Annotated in this window: 20 protein-coding genes and 3 pseudogenes; 14 read left to right on the forward strand and 9 right to left on the reverse strand. The window is 70.2% G+C overall.

Features of this window, described 5'->3' with window-relative positions; genetic code table 11:
• Positions 1-197: pseudogene (locus ACIRPK_RS35820) on the forward strand (hypothetical protein); the annotation flags it as partial.
• On the opposite strand, the gene ACIRPK_RS35825 reads toward ACIRPK_RS35820, so the two are convergent.
• On the reverse strand, positions 194-775 hold the full coding sequence (locus ACIRPK_RS35825) for a hypothetical protein (RefSeq protein ID WP_403046856.1): 582 nt from the start codon (positions 773-775) through the stop codon (positions 194-196). The pseudogene ACIRPK_RS35820 and the gene ACIRPK_RS35825 sit on opposite strands and share 4 nt — an antisense overlap.
• A gap of 160 nt (positions 776-935) precedes the next feature.
• On the reverse strand, positions 936-1,919 hold the full coding sequence (locus ACIRPK_RS35830; protein ID WP_403046858.1) for a ribosome-inactivating family protein: 984 nt from the start codon (positions 1,917-1,919) through the stop codon (positions 936-938).
• A 375-nt stretch (positions 1,920-2,294) separates the two neighbouring features.
• Here ACIRPK_RS35830 and ACIRPK_RS35835 point away from each other — a divergent pair, with 375 nt between their 5' ends.
• Both ACIRPK_RS35835 and ACIRPK_RS35840 read left to right on the forward strand, forming a co-directional pair.
• The gene (locus ACIRPK_RS35835) at positions 2,295-4,541 is read left to right on the forward strand and encodes a helix-turn-helix domain-containing protein (RefSeq protein WP_403046860.1); all 2,247 of its coding nucleotides are present in this window, start codon (positions 2,295-2,297) and stop codon (positions 4,539-4,541) included.
• Positions 4,542-4,722: 181 nt separating this feature from the next.
• Positions 4,723-4,920, forward strand: a complete 198-nt coding sequence (locus ACIRPK_RS35840) for a hypothetical protein (protein ID WP_403046862.1) — start codon at positions 4,723-4,725, stop codon at positions 4,918-4,920.
• 189 nt (positions 4,921-5,109) lie between these two features.
• On the opposite strand, the gene ACIRPK_RS35845 is transcribed toward ACIRPK_RS35840, so the two are convergent.
• The 3 genes from ACIRPK_RS35845 to ACIRPK_RS35855 form a co-directional block, all read right to left on the reverse strand.
• The gene (locus ACIRPK_RS35845; RefSeq protein WP_403046865.1) at positions 5,110-5,367 is read right to left on the reverse strand and encodes a hypothetical protein; all 258 of its coding nucleotides are present in this window, start codon (positions 5,365-5,367) and stop codon (positions 5,110-5,112) included.
• Positions 5,368-5,481: 114 nt separating this feature from the next.
• On the reverse strand, positions 5,482-5,604 hold the full coding sequence (locus ACIRPK_RS35850; RefSeq protein ID WP_403046868.1) for a hypothetical protein: 123 nt from the start codon (positions 5,602-5,604) through the stop codon (positions 5,482-5,484).
• Between the two features lie 289 nt (positions 5,605-5,893).
• The gene (locus ACIRPK_RS35855) at positions 5,894-6,115 is read right to left on the reverse strand and encodes a hypothetical protein (RefSeq protein ID WP_403046870.1); all 222 of its coding nucleotides are present in this window, start codon (positions 6,113-6,115) and stop codon (positions 5,894-5,896) included.
• Between the two features lie 1,177 nt (positions 6,116-7,292).
• On the opposite strand from ACIRPK_RS35855, the gene ACIRPK_RS35860 reads away from it, so the two are divergent.
• The 3 genes from ACIRPK_RS35860 (at position 7,293) to ACIRPK_RS35870 (ending at position 8,474) form a co-directional block, all read left to right on the forward strand.
• Positions 7,293-7,598 carry a MerR family transcriptional regulator gene (locus tag ACIRPK_RS35860; protein ID WP_403045951.1) on the forward strand — a complete coding sequence of 102 codons (306 nt, stop codon included), beginning with the start codon at positions 7,293-7,295 and terminating at the stop codon, positions 7,596-7,598.
• A gap of 98 nt (positions 7,599-7,696) precedes the next feature.
• Positions 7,697-7,918, forward strand: a complete 222-nt coding sequence (locus ACIRPK_RS35865; RefSeq protein WP_403046873.1) for an NUDIX domain-containing protein — start codon at positions 7,697-7,699, stop codon at positions 7,916-7,918.
• 58 nt (positions 7,919-7,976) lie between these two features.
• Positions 7,977-8,474, forward strand: coding sequence for a hypothetical protein (locus ACIRPK_RS35870; RefSeq protein WP_403046875.1), 498 nt, complete (start codon positions 7,977-7,979; stop codon positions 8,472-8,474).
• A gap of 443 nt (positions 8,475-8,917) precedes the next feature.
• Here the strand turns inward: ACIRPK_RS35870 and ACIRPK_RS35875 are convergent, their stop codons facing one another.
• Positions 8,918-9,049 carry a hypothetical protein gene (locus ACIRPK_RS35875; protein WP_403046877.1) on the reverse strand — a complete coding sequence of 44 codons (132 nt, stop codon included), beginning with the start codon at positions 9,047-9,049 and terminating at the stop codon, positions 8,918-8,920.
• A gap of 633 nt (positions 9,050-9,682) precedes the next feature.
• On the opposite strand from ACIRPK_RS35875, the gene ACIRPK_RS35880 reads away from it, so the two are divergent.
• From ACIRPK_RS35880 to ACIRPK_RS35890, 3 genes are all read left to right on the forward strand, one after another.
• Positions 9,683-9,829, forward strand: coding sequence for a hypothetical protein (locus ACIRPK_RS35880; protein WP_403046880.1), 147 nt, complete (start codon positions 9,683-9,685; stop codon positions 9,827-9,829).
• Positions 9,830-9,988: 159 nt separating this feature from the next.
• A complete protein-coding gene (locus ACIRPK_RS35885) occupies positions 9,989-11,017 on the forward strand; it encodes a HesA/MoeB/ThiF family protein (protein WP_403046882.1) in 1,029 nt (342 codons plus the stop codon).
• Positions 11,018-11,133: 116 nt separating this feature from the next.
• Positions 11,134-12,273 carry a hypothetical protein gene (locus ACIRPK_RS35890; protein WP_403046885.1) on the forward strand — a complete coding sequence of 380 codons (1,140 nt, stop codon included), beginning with the start codon at positions 11,134-11,136 and terminating at the stop codon, positions 12,271-12,273.
• 130 nt (positions 12,274-12,403) lie between these two features.
• On the opposite strand, the gene ACIRPK_RS35895 is transcribed toward ACIRPK_RS35890, so the two are convergent.
• On the reverse strand, positions 12,404-12,535 hold the full coding sequence (locus tag ACIRPK_RS35895; RefSeq protein WP_403046888.1) for a hypothetical protein: 132 nt from the start codon (positions 12,533-12,535) through the stop codon (positions 12,404-12,406).
• Positions 12,536-12,743: 208 nt separating this feature from the next.
• Here ACIRPK_RS35895 and ACIRPK_RS35900 point away from each other — a divergent pair, with 208 nt between their 5' ends.
• On the forward strand, positions 12,744-13,073 hold the full coding sequence (locus tag ACIRPK_RS35900) for a PRC-barrel domain containing protein (RefSeq protein WP_403046890.1): 330 nt from the start codon (positions 12,744-12,746) through the stop codon (positions 13,071-13,073).
• Between the two features lie 300 nt (positions 13,074-13,373).
• Positions 13,374-13,589, forward strand: a complete 216-nt coding sequence (locus ACIRPK_RS35905) for a hypothetical protein (protein WP_403046893.1) — start codon at positions 13,374-13,376, stop codon at positions 13,587-13,589.
• A gap of 67 nt (positions 13,590-13,656) precedes the next feature.
• On the opposite strand, the pseudogene ACIRPK_RS35910 reads toward ACIRPK_RS35905, so the two are convergent.
• A pseudogene (locus tag ACIRPK_RS35910) lies at positions 13,657-13,920 on the reverse strand (transposase); the annotation flags it as partial.
• A gap of 197 nt (positions 13,921-14,117) precedes the next feature.
• On the opposite strand from ACIRPK_RS35910, the pseudogene ACIRPK_RS35915 reads away from it, so the two are divergent.
• Positions 14,118-14,690: pseudogene (locus ACIRPK_RS35915) on the forward strand (transposase); the annotation flags it as partial.
• Positions 14,691-14,815: 125 nt separating this feature from the next.
• The gene (locus ACIRPK_RS35920) at positions 14,816-14,977 is read left to right on the forward strand and encodes a hypothetical protein (protein ID WP_403046896.1); all 162 of its coding nucleotides are present in this window, start codon (positions 14,816-14,818) and stop codon (positions 14,975-14,977) included.
• A gap of 206 nt (positions 14,978-15,183) precedes the next feature.
• On the opposite strand, the gene ACIRPK_RS35925 is transcribed toward ACIRPK_RS35920, so the two are convergent.
• The gene (locus tag ACIRPK_RS35925) at positions 15,184-15,864 is read right to left on the reverse strand and encodes an RlpA-like double-psi beta-barrel domain-containing protein (RefSeq protein ID WP_403046898.1); all 681 of its coding nucleotides are present in this window, start codon (positions 15,862-15,864) and stop codon (positions 15,184-15,186) included.
• Between the two features lie 339 nt (positions 15,865-16,203).
• On the opposite strand from ACIRPK_RS35925, the gene ACIRPK_RS35930 reads away from it, so the two are divergent.
• Complete coding sequence (locus ACIRPK_RS35930; protein ID WP_403046901.1) at positions 16,204-16,599, forward strand: hypothetical protein; 396 nt, start codon at positions 16,204-16,206, stop codon at positions 16,597-16,599.
• Positions 16,600-16,753: the final 154 nt, after the last annotated feature.

Consider the following 16,753-nt stretch of genomic DNA (forward strand, 5'->3'; position numbering starts at 1 on the left):
CCACCACCTACCAGGCCATCGTGAACGCCTTCAACCAGCACCCCGACCAGGCATTCCGGGCACGCGAGCTGCACGAACTCCTCGGAATGCCCACCGACGAGACGTCCGTCAACATCACCCGAAGCCGCCTCGGACGCCTTACCCGCCAAGGCTTCCTCACCCAACCCGGACGAGGCCGCTACCAGAAACGGACTTAACGTCCACTCAGGGCCTGGCGGGCTGATGCGATCGCCTCCTGGGCGAAGTCGGTGGCCGCGCTCCAGCGTGGGGGTGTCTGGTCACGGCAGGGGCCGGCGAGAACGGCCCGGACCCGGTCCCCGATCAGCAGCGGCAAGGTGCTGGTGCCGTCGGCGGAGCCCGCCACCTTTCGGGTCTCCTGGACATGGGCGAGGCAGTGCCAGGTGGCGATCCACCGGAGGTCATCGATGCGGGCCTGGAGTTGCTGCCAGCCGCCGGGCATGGCCGGCGTCCACGGCGGCAGCGGTGCGGCGAACGACTCGCCGAAGCGGGCACCTCCCAGCCACCACAGGCAGCGTGACAGCGGCAGATCGTCCACCTGGACGTCGAGCTCGCGGGAGGCTCGCCACGCCGCCAGCGCCAGTACCCGGCTCGCGGGCAGCCACAGGTGCTGCCGGTCGATGGCCGCCTCGGCCGTATCCAGGCCGGCCTCAAGGGCGAGGAGATCACCCGGGTCATAGCCGAGCGCGCGCTTGGTGAGCACCCACGCCCGCTGCTCGGCGCACGTCCACGATTGATCGACTGCTCCCCGGTCCACCGGGACACCGTAGGGCACCGGCCGCCAACCAGGACCGCGCTCGCAGTTGGCCTTGAAGGCGCGAGGCGCCTGCTCGTTCGCGGGCGTGGGGACGCATGCGACCCGCCGGGCCCGGTCCCTAGTGGACCGGGCCCGGGCCGGTTACTTGGCGGTGTGGTGGTTAGCCCTGTCCGCTGGCGTACAGGCCGAGGAAGGGGGTCAGGCGGGGTTGGTTGTTCTGAGGGTTCCCGAGTTCGGTCACGGTGCGGTACGTGCGGTTGTTGATCGTCACGCCCGGGTCGGCGCGGTGGGCGGCGGTGTTGTGCGCCATGCGGGACAGGGTGCTCCAGTTGAGTTCGAGGTCGGTGCCGAAGGGGCCGATGTTGGCCGGGGCGCCCGGCTCCTGGTAGTCGCCGCCTTGGAAGATGGAGGCGGCGATGCGGTTCTGGATCCAGCCGAAGCGGGCGGCCTCGGAGGTGGCCTGGATCATGTAGGCCATGGCCTGGTTCACCTGGGTGGAGTTCTGGCCCCCCGGCTGGAGGTTGGTCAGGGTCTCCGCCCGGCTGTAGATCATGGACGGCGTGTAGATCTGGTCCCCCCGCCACTCAGGCGAGGCCGACATCTGCGCGTAGCTGCCGTCGCCGGTGATCTGGTTGAACAGCAGGGTGGGCCCGCCGAAGCGGACGCGGAGCTCCTCCGGCAGGTGGTTTGTGTACGCGCGGTCGGCCTGGTTGGGGCGGGGGACGATGCGGTAGTGGTTGCTGTTGGAGGAGAAGCCCAGGAAGTAGAGGTTGTCGACGTTGAAGTACAGCGCGAGGTCGGCATGCGGGCCTAGCGCCGTGTGGCGGTGGACCAGGACCCGGATGACACGGTTGGTGTTGGTGCGGGTCGGGGTGTCCATGTAGGCCGGGCTGTTGCTGACGCCTGGCATCTGGTGGCCGGAGGCGCGGCGCAGCGCGTTCACCATGGCGTTGTAGCCGTCGCTGTTGTCTCGCGCGTCTGCGCTACTGAGTGGCGCGCCGTAGTTGTCGATGTACCAGTCGATGTCGGTGAACCGCGTGGTGGTCTCGGCGTTGGCGGTGGGGGCGGCGGCCCCGTACAGGAGGCTGAAGGCGGAGACCAGGGCGAGCAGCAGGACGGCGAGCTGCCGTCCGGTTCGGCGCATGGTGGATGTCGGATGCAGGTGCATCGGGTGGTTCTCCTGAAGGCTGTTGCGCACGGGTGTGGGCCGCGTGGCGTAGACCCCGCGCGGGCGCCTGCCGCTGCGTCGGGGCAGGGGCGCTCTCGCGGGACGGACGGTTGAGGAAGCGGCCGGCGACCCTTCACCCCCACCGGGCCCTTCGGGTCCCGGCGGGACGAAGGGCCCGGTGGAGGAGGGCTTCCGGGTGGCTCCGGGGGCCTTCTTCCTCAGGTCTCGATCCAACCCGGCCGGGTGCGGGTGGGCCAGGCAATTTCACCCGCAAAAGTAGGTAGCGCATACTTTTGCGGGTTGGGTTCGGCGTTCGGCCAGGGCCACGTCGAACTTGGGAAGATCATCAGCATGGCCTCGACCATCAGGACCGACCGCTCCTTCGGCACGCTGCTGCACGCGCTGCGCCAGCACGCGGGGCTCAGCCAGGAGGACCTGGCGAACGCGGCGGGGGTGAGCGTGCGTACCCTGTCCTACCTGGAGCAGGGCCGCTCCCGGGGACCGCAGCGCCGCACCGTCCAGGCCCTCGCCGCGGCGCTGGGCTTGGACGCGGCCGGGGCGAGGGGTTTGGAGGAGGCCGCGAGCGCGGGCCGTCCCCGCCGCGTCCGCGCCGCGAAGGACGCGGCGGAAGCGACCGCCGCACCGGAGACCATCGCCGCCGCACCCGAGGCCACCCTGACCATGAGCGCACCTGATCTGCTGCCGCGCGCGCCGCGCGCCTTCCACGGCCGGGCCTCCGAGCTCGCCGCCCTGACCCGCGCCAGCGCGGGCGAGGCCCCGGTGTGCCTGGTGGTGGGGCCCGCCGGGGTCGGCAAGACCGCCCTGGTCCTGCACTGGGCCCACCACGACCCCGCCGGCCTGGCGGACGGGCGCCTCTACGCCGACCTGCGCGGCTTCAGCGACACCGTCGAGCCGGCCGCCGTCGAGGTACTGCGCGACTTCCTGCTGGCGCTTGGCGTGCCGCCCGAGCGGATCCCGCAGTCGCAGAACGCCGCGGCCGCGATGTTCCGCGCCCTGGCCGCCGACCGGCAGCTGCTGGTCGTCCTGGACAACGCGCGTGACTCCGAGCAGGTCCGTCAGCTGCTGCCGGGCGGTGACCGCTGCGTCACCGTCGTCACCAGCCGCAACAAGCTTCCCGGGCTGATCGTCACCGACAACGCCCGCCCCGTCCCCATCGACACCCTCACACCCCAAGACGCAACCGCGCTCCTCGCCCGGGTCCTCGGCGCCGAGCGGGTGAACGCCGAGCCGGCCGCCGCGCTGCACCTCGCGGAGTTGTGCGACGGACTGCCCCTGGCGCTTCGGGTGGTCGCCGCCCGCCTCGCCGGCCGGCCCGACTGGACCCTGGCCGCGATGGCCGGCGAACTCTCCGACGAGACACGGCGCCTGGGCCTGCTGGACCTGGAGGACACCGGGGTGCGCGCCGCACTCCACCTGAGCCTGCGGCAGCTGCCCGAGGAGGTCCGTGGCCTGTTCGCCGCGCTCGGCCGCCACCCCGGCAGCCACCTCGACCGGTACGCGGCAGCGGCCCTGGCCGGTACCGACCCCGCCACCACCGAAGGCGCTTTGGAGCGCCTGACGGTCGCTCACCTGCTCACCGAGACGGCGCCCGGCCGGTGGACGATGCACGACCTCGTGCGGCTCTACGCCCGCGGCCTCGACGCCCACCCCGACACCCTCAAGCGCGTCCTCGACCACTACATCACCACCGCCACCGGCGCGGTGGCGGCGGCCGAACCCGGCTCCGAGGACTGCTTCCCCCTCCCGCCCGATTACCAGCAACCCGCCACGGTAAGGGAGTTCGCAGACCGGGCCGCCGCCGTGGCCTGGTACGCCACCGAGCGCGACAACCTCACCCAGGCGGTCGCCGCCGCGCACGCCGCCCGCCTGCACGACCGTACCTGGCGCATCGTCATGACGATGTGGCCGCTGATGGTGTGGCGTCTGCGCGACGGCTGGACCCCGCTGCTGGAGACCGCACTGGCCGCCGCGCGGGCCGACGCCGACCAGCACGGCGAAGCACGCGTCCTCAACGTCCTGGGCTGGGTCCTCACCGAAGAAGGACGCACCCCCGAAGCACTCGTCCACCTCGAAGCCGCCACCGCGCTCGCTGCCGAAGCCGGTGACGCGTTCGCCGAAGCCAACGCCCTCATCGTCCTCGCCATGGCCCAAGCCACCCTCGGCCATCTGGACCAGGCCGCGACCAGCTGCGAGCGCGCTGTCCAGCTCGCGCGCGGGGACGGCGACCGCAGGATCGAACGCCTCGCCACCCAGCACCTCGCCCGCCACCAAGCGGACGCCGGACACTGGCACCAGGCCCTCACCACCGCCACCCACGCCCTGGACTTCGCCTACCGCCCCGGCAGCACCGACATCCCCCACCTCCTGCTGCTCGCGATCAAGGGCGAGGCGCTGCTCGGCCTCGGCAACCACACCGAGGGCACCGCCCAACTCGACCTCGCCGCCCGGCAGGCGCAGGCCGCCGGCTACGACGACGGCGCGGTACGAGCCCTCGGCGCCCTCCTACGCGCAGCACCGGGAGCGGAGGTCCGGGCACGCTACGACACAGCACTCGCACGCCTCACCACCCGGGCCTGACGGCAGCCACACCCTTACCGACTGCCCGGGCCGGCTGGAACGCCGAACCTCGGCGCTGGAGCTGGGGGAACCCGGACATCACCGCCGACATCGTCGCTGTGGGCTGGGCTTGCCAGGGCCGTGACGTGGCTGGTCAAAGGGTGGTGACAGGCTGGTGGGGGCGATCTACAGTGCCCTGCACATGACCAGCAGCTACGGGATGGGGCAGCCGATGGCAGCGACACGACGCCGGGACAGCATCTGGGGTGCGGCACCTGACTCCGGCTGGGACGCGGCGTGCCGGGACAGCATGTGGGGTGTGGCCGACTCGACCTGGGGCGGTTTCGCGGCCGACAGCGTGTGGGGCGTGAGCGGGCGGGACAGTTCGTGGGGCTGCTGACTGATTGTCATGTGAGTGGGTAGGCTCCCGCTACCGCACTGCCGGAACGGGCCCCTACACCGCCGGCGCAGCTGGCGCCTGGCCGAGCGGTAGCCAGGCGCCACCGTTGGGCCCCGGGTATCGCCCGGGGCCCAACGTCGTCTCCGGGGGCGGTGCCGCTCCCGGCCGGCAGCCCATCCGCCGCCAAGGTCAGACCTCGGCGGGCAGCTTCAAGAACTCGCCGCGCGGCTGGTCCTGTCCGGCCCGCAGGTGTGCCAGGCCGTTTACGAACGCCACCGCGCCGCTGTGGAAGCGCACCACCAGGCCGTACTCGATCGCCGTCGCGCTCTCGCGGTCCGAGCACGTCTCCACCGACGCGATCTCCTCGCACCCAGCCGCCACGATCCCCGCGGCGAGCGCCTGCTCCACCATCACGGTGCGCACCGGAGCGGTGGTGAGGTCCGGCATCTCGCGCGGTACCGGGGCGGGGCCGGTGACCGGCTGCCCTTCCTCGTTGCCGTAGACATCGCCCGGGGTGGAGACCGCGGTGATCTGCCACCACAGCTGCGCGCCGGAGGCCAGTTACAGGGCGAGGCCCAGCGGGTGGCCGGTGTGGCCGACGTCCGTGAGTGCGGCGGCCCGCTGGACGCCGGGAAGGCCGGCGGCGACGTCCACGAGCAGGGTCTGGAAGCGGGTGGGGCGCAACTGTTCTCCTCTGTACTGCTGCACGGCACCGAGCCGCCCGGCGAGGCTCAACGTACCGCCGCGCTCGCACACGCCAGCGACCAGCGCGCCCCCATCTCGGCTATCTGGGGCACCTGGACCTTCGGTGGTCGAAGCCGGTCAGGGCCCGCCGTCGCCTTCCGCGACAGCGAGCCGGCGCACGAGGTCTGCCAGTAGGGCGTCCAGTAGGTGTGGGACGACTTCGAACGAACCCTTACCCGGTGCCACGACGCCGACCAGCCCGGTGTGGATCGGCTCGCCTCGCTGATGGCTATGGGAACGCCGATCGTCCGACCGGCCGGGGGCGGGGCCGGAGTGCTTGGCGCAGGGCGGGGAGGTCGGTGAGGGTTGCCTGTTCGGCGTAGCGGGTCAGGAGCCGGCGCAGGGTGCGCTCGTCGTGGTCGTGGACGGCTTCGGCGATGCCGTTCAGCAGGGACGCCCGCGTGTTGGGGGCGGGTGTGCGGGTCGCCGTCGTGCGCTGTGTGTCGTCCATGGTCACCCGTCCGCTCCGTCGTCCCAGGTCTGATGGGGTGCGGCCCGCCCCTCCATGCGGGCAGCAGGCTACCTCTCCTTCGAACATCGAAAAATCTATGCCGAGCGGAGTAGACATTGATGATGGGTGTGGTTAGTGTTTCTCTCGTAGCAAGCAGTCGGCAGGGCCCGCCAGACATGAACTGGCGGGAGCTGTAGAGAAGTTGGCAGTTTGGTGCGGTTGCGGAGTCCTGAAGCCAGGGTTGGTGCAGTTCGGCGACAGGGCTGGCGGCCGGGTCGGTGGCCTGCGGTGATCAGGGGCCACCACCAGGCGGTACCGCAGTGAGTGAAGTGAGCTGTAGACGCAGGACACGCCGGGCAGGTGGGCGTGAGAAGTGACGCAACCAGCGGTACGGCGGCAGAGCCCCGAAGCCACAGCAGGTGAAGGACGGCGACGGGACTGGCGGCCGGGCCCGGTGACCCGCGGTAATCAGGGGCCACCACCAAGGCGGTACCGCGAACGAAGTAGTCGCAGTTCGAGCAGGTGAAGTTGAGTCGCAGTCACCAGCGGTTGAAGGTTGAAGTACGCAAGATCTCAGCAAAGGCGCCGGACTGCGGGCGCGCGTGCTGGGCGGTCCGGGCAGTGGGGTTCTAAGCCACGAGGTTGAGCAGGGCAGGCGACGGGGCTGGCTGCCGGACAGGTGGGCCTTCACGGACACCGAAGCGGTACCGAGTAGTACGCAGCAGTACAGGTGTGACGCAGTACCAGCAGTACCCGTAGGTGAATGACCAGCAGTTCGCAGGATGTTCACTGATGTAGAGGAAGAAACGGAGGGCGCTAGCGCCATCAGGATCGCCCAGCCCGTGAGATGAGCAGTTCTCGTCCGGGCGGACACCGCAGACCCCTCAAGGCACGAAGGACGGTGGTTTCCGGTCACGCATACGCGATCCCCGCAATCCTCCTCCCCCGAGGAGTTGCGGACACAAGGACCGGCCCAGGGCCGGTAGATGGTGAAGTTCCCCTTCGGGGCCCCGGCGCGCAGTCAAGCACCGGGGCCCCTCCCACATCCCCGAACCCGCAGGAAAGCCAGACCCTCATCCAAAGAGGCGCCGTGACCACGACCACGCACCGGCCCCACACCCCCAACACCCCGGCCGCCGTCGCCACCTTCGATGACGACGACTACCCCGCCTACACCATGGGCTGCGCCGTGGAGATGACCGGCACCACCGCCGGCTTCCTGCGCTCCCTGGGCGAACACGGATTGATCACCCCGCTGCGCTCGGAGGGCGGTCACCGGCGTTTCTCGCGCTACCAGCTGCGGATCGCGATGCGCGCCCGCGACCTCGTCGACCAGGGCACCGCTCTCGACGCCGCCTGCCGCATCGTCATCCTCGAGGACCAGCTCGAAGAGGCCCGGCGCAGCAACGAACAACTCCGCGGCCACCGCGCCCGCGGAGCCGCGCAGCCGGCTGCCGGCACCCAGCTGCCCCAGGCCAGCTGACGCGCAAGTCGGTGCTGGTCCGGGTGCGCGGTGGTCCTCCGAGGCCGGGAGCTCTGCCTGATCCGCCGCCAGAACCGGACGGCACCGAGCAGTTCTCCGTGCCTGGCGGTCTGGTTCACGAAGGCGAGACCACCGCTGAGGCGCTCGCCCGCGAGCTCCTCGAGGAGCTCGCCCGGGACGTCGCCGACCTCCCCGAACCCCCCCCCCCCCCCCCGCGGCTGCGCCACGTCCAGGACCAGCTCACCACCCGGCCCGGCCTCTTCCACCGCCTCCACCTGGTTCACGTCCTGCGCGTACCTGTGGCGGATCGTTTCCGCTGATCGGGTCGTCCGGCGATACCACGCGTCACCGGGGCTGCCTTAGGGTCGTTGGACGGTCGTGACGACCTACACACCGGCGCAGGCCCGGGACCGCGGCTACGCGGTCGGGCAGATCGGCGCGTTCGACCTCGCCCTGGCCATCCTCGGGCAGGACGGCCAAGCCGTCGCCCAGGTCATCCAGCGTCTGCGCACCGCCCCCCTGCCCAGCCACTGCGCCTACAGCTGCGAGCAGCAGCTCAACCTCCTGCTCACCGAAGCGCTCGAGGAAGCCGGGGTCCGCGCTCACGACATCGCCTCCACGATGCCCACCGACACCCTGGCCGAGCGGATCACCGTGGCCCTGGACTCCTTGCCCTACCCGGCCGCGGCCGAGCACGCCATCGCCGCGCTCGTCGCCGGTGACATCGACCCCATGCGCCGCCTCCACGGGACTCCGGGCCTTCTGGCCCGTGCCGTCGCGGTGGTGGGACTGCGCCTGGTCGTCTGGTCACGGCCCAGGCTGAAGGGCCTGCTGGAGGCGGAGCGTGCCCGCTACATCCGCTTCGCTGGCCAGTGAGCGTACACATCCCCTCGCCCCGCGCCGAACCGCTCCCGCACCTGTGGGAGACCCCGATCTACGCCCAGCTCGCCCGGGCCTGGGAAGAGGACGGGCGGATGGTTCCGGGCGGCCCCGACCCGGCCTGGGACATCCTTCTCCAGCGCCCCGGCCGGCACGCGGCGCCACCGTCGAACACGAGGCGAAGAGGCGCAGGAGATGTTTCGCGAGCAGGTCGGGCGCGACCGACTGGTCCACCGGCAGCCAGGTGACAGCACCGAACTCGGTCCCGGCCCGCGTCCAGCGAGGCACACCCCCAGTCGTGGCGTCCCCCTCTGCTTTCCCGGAACTCGGTTGCCGCGGACAGTACCCCTGCCCCCCGTGCGCGCCGCGTCGAGCCTGCGGCCGGCCGGACAGTGCCCCGGCACCGCGATCCGCCCGCTCCCGCGACAGCGCGGACACCGTCACCGGGTGGCCGGCACCCTCGCCCCGGTGGCGCGCAGTGCGGCCAGGCCGGCGTCGAGGTCGCGGGCCTTGGGGATGTCGCGGAGATGGACGTCGAGCTGGACCAGGGTCTGCGCGACGGCGGGGCGCATCCCGACCAGGACGGGGCGGGCGCCGAGCAGGGTGGCGGTGGACGCGATCGAGGCGAGCCGACCGGTACGCCTGGTCCCGGCACAGCCGCGGCCGGGGGCAGTAGCGGCGCCCGGCGCTGGTCAGGAGTGCTTGGCACCACCAGCAGCGCGGCGATTCCTTCCCGCGCCGTCTCGCCACCACCGGCGCCACCGCCTGGTTCTCCGTCCAACCCACCCTCATCACCGCCCTCCGCAACCGCTGACCCGGCAGGTCCAGGTGCAGCGGCAGGCCGTGCCAACGCGCGGTGATGACGGCCCGCACCTCCGAGGCGATGGGTGGCTCGCCGTCGCGGGTCAGGCGCAGGGCGAGGTAGTGGTCGCAGTCCGCGGGGGAGAAGTCGCCGAGCAGGTGCGGGTAGGAGGACAGCGCCTCCGGGTCCGGTTCCGCCTCCAGCAGCGCCGCGGTCCGGGCTGCTGCGGCCAGCCCTGGGCCCGCATCGGCCGGTTACTTCCCGCCTGTACCCCACAAGCTGGACAGTGCCTCTCAGCACAACGGAACGCTTGCCGCCTACCTATGAGGTCCGAGGTATCCGCGTCCGTCCGCTCCCGTCTAGGTTGCCGCTAAGCCGTACACAAGGGGAGGAGGTGTGTGACATGAAGAAGCTGGAGCAGGCCGAGGAGCAGGCTGTGAAGCCGCTCGAGGTCGAGCAGGAGCAGGCCACCAGGATGGTCATCAAGGTGCGCAAGCTGGACCGTCTGGAGACCACGGTGCAGCGTCAGGACCCCTCAGGCGAGTTCTGACCTTGACCGTAGGGAGACGCTGCGGGTGCGGGTCCGGCTCACGTCGCAACCTGTACCCGCAGCGTCGGTTCACGCCTAGAGATTGGTGGCACCCCGGTGCGACGTCCCAGGATCAAATCACCGCACCGGCCCATCCGCTGGAGCGACGGCACTCTGTGGATGGGTAGCGTCCACTACGGTCTCGGCTACGAGGTCGAAGACCCCACCGATCTCGTCTGGCAGGTCTCACAGCGTCTGGACGGATCGCGCACCAGCGAGCAGCTTGTCGACGAGGTGGTCCGAGAGTGCCAGGCGCGCTGCGTCGACGTGACGCAGGTCCTTGACTTCCTGCTGGGCTCAGGGTCGGTCGAGGACGCCGACGCGGACATCCCTGCCAACCTCGGCGAACGCGAGGCGGGTCGCTACAGCCGAAACACCAACTGGTTCTCCTGGGTCGATCAGACGCCTCGGCAGAGCCCTCTCGACCTGCAGTCGCGGCTCAAGGCGAGCTCCGTCACGGTCATCGGTGTCGGCGGGGTGGGCTCCGCCGCCGTCGCGAGCCTGGCCGCGATGGGCGTCGGCGCCATTCACTGCGTCGACGGGGACACGGTGGAACTGTCCAATCTGAACCGCCAGATCCTCTTCGCCGAAGCGGACATCGGACGCCCCAAGGTCGAGGTGGCGGTCGAGCGGCTGCGCCGTATCAATAGCGACATCGAGATCCGCGGCACCGATTTGATGGTGACGGACGCGAAGGCGCTGGCGGAGATAGTCGGGGGATCCGATCTCTTCCTGCACTGTGCGGACCGCCCAAAGGGGCTCGAGTTCACCTCGAACGAGGTGGCGGCCAGACTGGGGATTCCGTGGATCATGGGCTGCTACAACGGGCCGATGCTCTGTGTGTCGACGTTCGTCCCGGGGCGGACCGTGTGCTTCGCCTGCCTGAGCGAGAGCGAGAAGCACCGGTTGGAGAAGATCGGCCGCTCGGGGATCCAGCGCGAGCGCGTCGACGGGTTCAACCCGGTCATCGCGCCGACGGCCCAGATGGTGGGCAACACGGTCGCATTGGAGGCCATATACCTGCTGCTCGGGATGCCGGTGCAGACCGCCGGCCGTACTCTTCACCGCAACTTCCTCGACTACGAGCACCAGTACTACATGGATGGCGCGTCGCAGCCCGGCTGCCCATACTGCGGGCCCGATCGGTGAAAGCAACCGCAGGCGACCGGTTCGCCTTCCACGAGCTCGTCGTCAGCCAGGACGGGGACGGCTGGATCGTCGGGCGGCGTGACGGCGAAGACTTCGTCGAGGTCCCCCGCGAGGCGGTGGTCTTCATCGAGGCGCTGGAGAAGGGGAGCACGGTCGCGGAGGCTGAGCAGGCCGTGTTCGACCTCTGCGGGCAGCGGATAGCAGCGGAGGAGTTCGCTGACACGCTCGTCGACTTGGAGTTCGTCGCGTCGGTCAACGGCGCCGACCTCCCCGGCCGGACGAATCCGGAGAGCTGGCCCTGGCTCAGACCGGCCCTCGCACGCTGGTTGTTCCGGCTGCCCGTCTACCTGTGGGTCGCGGGGCTACTAGTGGCCGGTGTCGTTGCGGCGGCGGCACGTGAGCGGCCGCTGCCCGGGTACCACGCCTACTTCGTCACCGGGTCGCCAGCTGTCAACGTGCTGCTGAGCGCCGCACTGTTCGGGGCCTCCGTCGCCGTCCACGAGTCGCTCCACCTGCTGGCGTCACGAGCGGCCGGGATCCACGCCCGGATCGGGTTCGGGACCCGCCTGCAATTCCTCGCCGTGCAGACCACCGCCAGCGGTCTGTGGGCGGCCCCTCGCCGGATCAGGTACCGGGTGTACCTGGCGGGAATGACCGGCGACCTCTGCATCGCTGCCCTGTGCTCGATCGGGATGGAGCTGGTCGGCATCGGCTCGTTCGCCGACCGCGTGTTCCAGGTCCTGCTCCTGGCACGGCTCGTCTCGGTGGCCTATCAATTCTGTCTGTTCATGAAGACGGACATGTACTTCGTGGTGCAGGAGCTGATGCGCTGCAAGAACCTCTACGCGGACAGCTGGACCTACGCCCGCTACCTCTACGCCCGGGCCACCGGTCGATTCGGAGCCAAAGGCCCGCGCCCGGCGAACCCCACCGCGGCGCTGCCGGCCCGCGAACGCCTGCCGGTGAAGCTGTATGCGATCTTCATGCTGATCGGGTCGGCAATCTGCCTCGGCTTGTTCATCTTCTACGGACTCCCGCTGACCGTGACTATCTTCGCCACGGCCATCTCGACCACCCTCGACGGGATGGCGCACTCCGATCCGATCCGCGCGATGGACGGCCTGTCCGTGCTCGTGGCGGAGGGAGTCTTCCAGGCGATCTTCCTGCGAACCTTCGCGAAGAAGCACGGCCCGCGGCTCCGGCGCTTCCTATGCCCTGGGGGCAGACGCCGCGCGGCCCCCCGGCCACCCGGCTGACCTGCCGTGCGGGCGACTACGGCGCGGCCCGTGGTTCTGGCCCCTTCCCCCGTGCCCGCTCAACCCCGCTCGGGCAGCAGAAGACACGGCCCACCCGCCCCGCTCCCGCCCGTGTGGGCGCCTGGGGTGTTCAGCGGGCGGGGTGGTGGGGGCCGGTGCCGGTAGTCGTGAGCCGGCGGGTGCCGCGGTGACGTCCGCTGGAGCTCCTGGCGGCTTCGACGGTGGCGACCACGACCAGGGCGAGCATCAGCAGAAGCATCATGGGCGGGTCCTCCGGCTCAGAGATCGTTGCGGCGCCGGACCGCCTGCCCCGGATTCCCGCGCCAACACCCCACCCTTCTCGCGGAGTTGCCGATCTGGTCCGTGGCACCCGGCGGCCCGTGAGCTGCGGAATGTCGCACGAATGCACCTCGGGTGCCGGGGTAGCCGACCCTGCGTCAGAGCGACACCGAAGCGTTGAGGAGGCAGTTGTGACCAGCGGACTGTGGGGCTACGAGGGCACCGAGGGCTACGCGGCGGGCAGCAACCTGACCGGCTACCGGGTCGAGGCGACCGACGGGCACATCGGCAAGGTCGACAAGCACTCCGAGGACGTCGACTCCTCGCACATCGTGGTGGACACCGGCCCGTGGATCTTCGGCCGCGAGGTTCTCCTCCCGGCCGGCACCATCACCCGGGTCGACGCGGCCGAGGAGACGGTGTGGGTGAACCGCACCAAGGACGAGATTAAGAACTCGCCCGAGTTCGACAAGGACCAGCACACCGGCAACCGCGAGTACCACGACCGCCTCGACGGCTAATACGGCGCCGGCAGCGGCACCGCGCTCTGAGCACCCCTGGCATCACGCGGCGGCCCCCACCATCCGAAGGTGGGGCCGCCGCCGTCGTGCCGGGAGTCGGGCCCTGTGCTGCGACGGGGTGGGACGTTCCTGGGACTGTCCCACCCCGTTTGCGCAGGTCGGAGTGCCTGCGCGTGGCCTGGGACGGTGGTGGGACAGGCCATCGGCCGACGGCCCGGTGCTGTGTGATCGGCGGGGTTCGGGTGGTTGTCGGTGTTCGATCCGGTCCGACCTGTTCGTACGGCTGCGAGACTGGGCCGCATGACCGACCGTCGCAGCCTGTCGCTGCCCGCCTTCTCCGAGACCGCCACCGACGCCCCCGTGCCCGCTCAGGTGGGCGGGCGCCGGCTGCTGCCGGTCGAGCAGGGCGCCGACTTCCGCCAGCCGCCCGGGGAGACCGAGCCCGCTCCCGCCCCGGCCCGCCGCCCCCTCGCCGTCGGCGGCCTCACCTTCTCCGACCCCGACCGGCCGATCTGACCCCCTCACACGGGCCACCGGCACCCGCCGCCGGGCTGCCCCAAGTCGTTTCGCTAGGACAGTCTCAGAGGCCGGCCAGCTCGGCTCGGAGCCGCTCGACGTCCAGACCGCCCTTGTTCAGCGCGCCGTACAGGGCTCCGTGCCCGCGCCGGTGCTCGGGCGCGAGCGCCAGGTCCACCAGGGTCTTCACCGGCCCGTCGGTGCACAGCACCGCGTCGGCCAGCTCGAACAGCGCGTCGCGCCGCCTGGTCAGACAGTCGTAGAAGACCCCCCGGAAGCGTGACAGCTCCGCGAACGGATCGCACCGCACACCCTGTTCCACCACACTCACCACTACGGCCTTCGCGTCAAGTCCTGTTTCTCTTGGTCGAGTTCAGGATCACGCGAAGGCCGCCCCCATGTCCCGTGATCACCCGGACGAGTGATCGCAGGGCCGGTCTGTTTGGTCCTGCAGTGCGGAAGTACCTGGCGGAGGAGACGCTGTTGCTGGCCCAGGCGAGGGTCGACAAGATCGACGAGACGGAAGAGGGGCCCGGCCCCCGGTCGCTGCCGGGGGCCGGGCCCTACACGTGGTGCCAGGGTCTCATCGACTCGCAGTCGGTGAAGGCCGCCGAGACCGTCGGCAAGGACAGCCGCGGCTTCGACATGGCGAAGAAAATCAACGGCAGGAAGCGGCACCTGGTCGTGGACACCAAGGGCCTGCCCCTGTTCGTGATGGTCACCGCGGCTGACGTCACCGACCGCGACGCGGCCAAGGAGGTGCTGTTCCGGCTGAGGCTGATGCACCCGGAGATCACCATCGTCTGGGCCGACACCGCCTATGCCGGACAGCTGGTGATTTGGGCGAAGAAGTATCTGAAACTCACCATCAAGACGGTCAGCCGGCCCAAGGACGCCAAGGGGTTCGTCGTCCTGCCGCGGCGCTGGGTGGTCGAGCGCACGCACGCCTGGGTGATGCACGCCCGGCGGCACGCGAGAGACTACGAACGCCTCGTCCAGCACTCCGAGTCGTTGATCACTTGGGCCGCGATCACCTTGATGACCAGGCGAATCACCCAACGGCACTCCCGCAGGAAGAGCCAGCCGCCACCCCGCGAAGCCCAGCGGGACTGACTCCCCATCGGTAACAGGTCCCGCACTCCACGAAGGCCGGCGCGGACCCACTCTCCCACGGCTCCGGACGAGCCGTCAGCGGATTCGCCCGCACCGTCACCCTCGCCTGGCCGATGACGATGTCCGTCCAGCAGTGGAGCGGCCCGGACCGGACCGGGGGGAAGGAACCGTTCGCGGACGTCATCGGCGGCCCCGGCCTGCTCGGCAGGCCCTGGCCCGAGCTGATGCCCGACCACCGCCCCGCCCTGGTCCTGCCCGCTGGCCCCGGCCTGTAGATGCCACTCAGGATGAGCAGGTGAGGCCGGTGATGGCCCCACTGTCGATGCCCACCGTGTACCAGGCGTCGCTCATCGAATCCTCCTCCCGGGAGCAGGGCGCTTCTGAGCCGATGCTGATGGCCAAGTCGAGGTATCTGTCCCCCTGGTGCTGGCCAGGGCCGATCCCGCCGCGCACACCGTCGGTGTGTGCGGCGGTCGGTCGGTCAGAAGCCGGCGGCGGTCGCGGTCTGGCCGTACTGCCAGTTCGCGGGGAAGACGTTCTCGCGGGTGACGGTTGCGCCTGCGCTGTTGGTGACCTTGAAGCTGAGGGCCTGGCCCTGCAGGAGCTGGATGCTCTCCCAGTGGACGCCCTGGCCGTGCGTCATGTCCAACCAGCCGGTGTTGGTTCCCTTGACCTGGACCGAGGTCGTCCCGGCGGCCGAGTTCGAGTCGACGAGGACGTCGTTGAGGAGCGGGAGCCCGGTGATCTTGAACCTGAGCGGCGTTGTCCGGTTGACCTCGGACTGCTTGTACAGCACCGGGATGATGCTTCCCTGCGTGACCCCGATCTTCGAAAATGCCTGCTCCGACAGGTCGAAGTGCGGCCGGGGAGGGTTGCACCAGCCCCCGTTGTCCGAGGGCAGGAGGGGGTTCGGGGGGCAGAAGTCAGTGACCGTCACCGTGACAGTGGCGCCTTTCTTGCACCACCGTGGGTCGGCCAGCTTGCGGTCGCACGCCACCTGGTACCGCGAGCCGCAGGCCAGGCCGCCGTTCCAGAGCACCGTGCTGGCTGCGGCCTGCAGGGTGCCGATGGCGGCTAGGCCCGCGTCGTCGTAGCCGCAGGCATTGCCGAGAAGCCCTCCGGTGGAGGCGTCGAGTGGAAGGTCGCGTGAGCCCTCTCCCAATCGGCTGCACTGGCAGTGGACATCTGGAGGGTCATACAGCTCAGCAGGGAGGCGCCGATCAGCGCGCCACGCCCGAGTACTCTCATCGCGGATTCCCATCCCTCGCGGTTGGTGCGGTGGTCGAAGGCCGCAACGGGAACCAGCGCCCGGACGGGACGATTCCCGTGCGACCTAAGGCGATTCGAGCACCAGGGCAGCCCGCGCAGATCTGCTCCAGAGGGCTTGCAGAGCCGGTTGGAGCAGACACTTCACCCGGGCGAGGCAAAGGTCCGGCCCGCTATGGCCTGCCGCCGGGTACTCCTTCCCGGGTCAGGGAAGCCGTTTCATCACGCGGCGGCGGTGTCTGGCATCAGCGTCACCGGGACGGCGCTCCAGCCCGAGATCGACAAGCTGCGGCAACGTCTCCGAAGCCTGGGAGAAGGGCAGCCCACGTGGGTGCTGCCGACGAAGTTCGTCACCGATGCCACCGTCGACATCCCCGACGGGTTGCCGCTCCGATTAGGCCTGACCCAGGTTGCCTGGCCGTATCGGTGGCGGGCAAGACGCTCAGCAATTCAAGATCATCCCGTGGTGGCTCCTGACGTACCAGGGCCATGCCCCCTACCGCTGACCACCGGCCTGTTCACAAGCGTCTTCGACTTCCGGTCCGCCGCCGAAGACGGCCAGCCCTTCCTCCTCACCACGCCGATTCGGCTCTCTGGCGGGTCTCTGATCTCAGTTCTGTTCGATTCCTGACCTGGGCTAACGCTGCCTGGATGATTGAACACAGGTACTCACCCTAAAACCCCAGGTGGGTGAACCGCCCCGGGTTCGGTAGAGGCTCGATTTCGTGTAAGGATTCGAGTCATGGCACGTCCCTCTTCCTACCCGCCTGAGCTGCGCCGTCGTG

Origin of the sequence: Kitasatospora sp. NPDC101801 (assembly GCF_044766665.1) — a bacterium.
Lineage (GTDB): Bacteria > Actinomycetota > Actinomycetes > Streptomycetales > Streptomycetaceae > Kitasatospora.

What these genes read in the sequence shown, in the direction of transcription:
- ACIRPK_RS35840 (WP_403046862.1), top strand. Translation starts at nt 4,723, where the DNA reads ATGACCAGCAGCTACGGGATGGGGCAGCCGATGGCAGCGACACGACGC.
- ACIRPK_RS35895 (WP_403046888.1), bottom strand. Translation starts at nt 12,535, where the DNA reads ATGATGCTTCTGCTGATGCTCGCCCTGGTCGTGGTCGCCACCGTCGAA.
- ACIRPK_RS35880 (WP_403046880.1), top strand. Translation starts at nt 9,683, where the DNA reads ATGAAGAAGCTGGAGCAGGCCGAGGAGCAGGCTGTGAAGCCGCTCGAG.
- ACIRPK_RS35845 (WP_403046865.1), bottom strand. Translation starts at nt 5,367, where the DNA reads ATGCCGGACCTCACCACCGCTCCGGTGCGCACCGTGATGGTGGAGCAG.
- ACIRPK_RS35835 (WP_403046860.1), top strand. Translation starts at nt 2,295, where the DNA reads ATGGCCTCGACCATCAGGACCGACCGCTCCTTCGGCACGCTGCTGCAC.
- ACIRPK_RS35920 (WP_403046896.1), top strand. Translation starts at nt 14,816, where the DNA reads ATGACGATGTCCGTCCAGCAGTGGAGCGGCCCGGACCGGACCGGGGGG.
- ACIRPK_RS35855 (WP_403046870.1), bottom strand. Translation starts at nt 6,115, where the DNA reads ATGGACGACACACAGCGCACGACGGCGACCCGCACACCCGCCCCCAAC.
- ACIRPK_RS35830 (WP_403046858.1), bottom strand. Translation starts at nt 1,919, where the DNA reads ATGCGCCGAACCGGACGGCAGCTCGCCGTCCTGCTGCTCGCCCTGGTC.
- ACIRPK_RS35860 (WP_403045951.1), top strand. Translation starts at nt 7,293, where the DNA reads ATGGGCTGCGCCGTGGAGATGACCGGCACCACCGCCGGCTTCCTGCGC.
- ACIRPK_RS35885 (WP_403046882.1), top strand. Translation starts at nt 9,989, where the DNA reads ATGGGTAGCGTCCACTACGGTCTCGGCTACGAGGTCGAAGACCCCACC.
- ACIRPK_RS35905 (WP_403046893.1), top strand. Translation starts at nt 13,374, where the DNA reads ATGACCGACCGTCGCAGCCTGTCGCTGCCCGCCTTCTCCGAGACCGCC.
- ACIRPK_RS35875 (WP_403046877.1), bottom strand. Translation starts at nt 9,049, where the DNA reads ATGCGCCCCGCCGTCGCGCAGACCCTGGTCCAGCTCGACGTCCATCTC.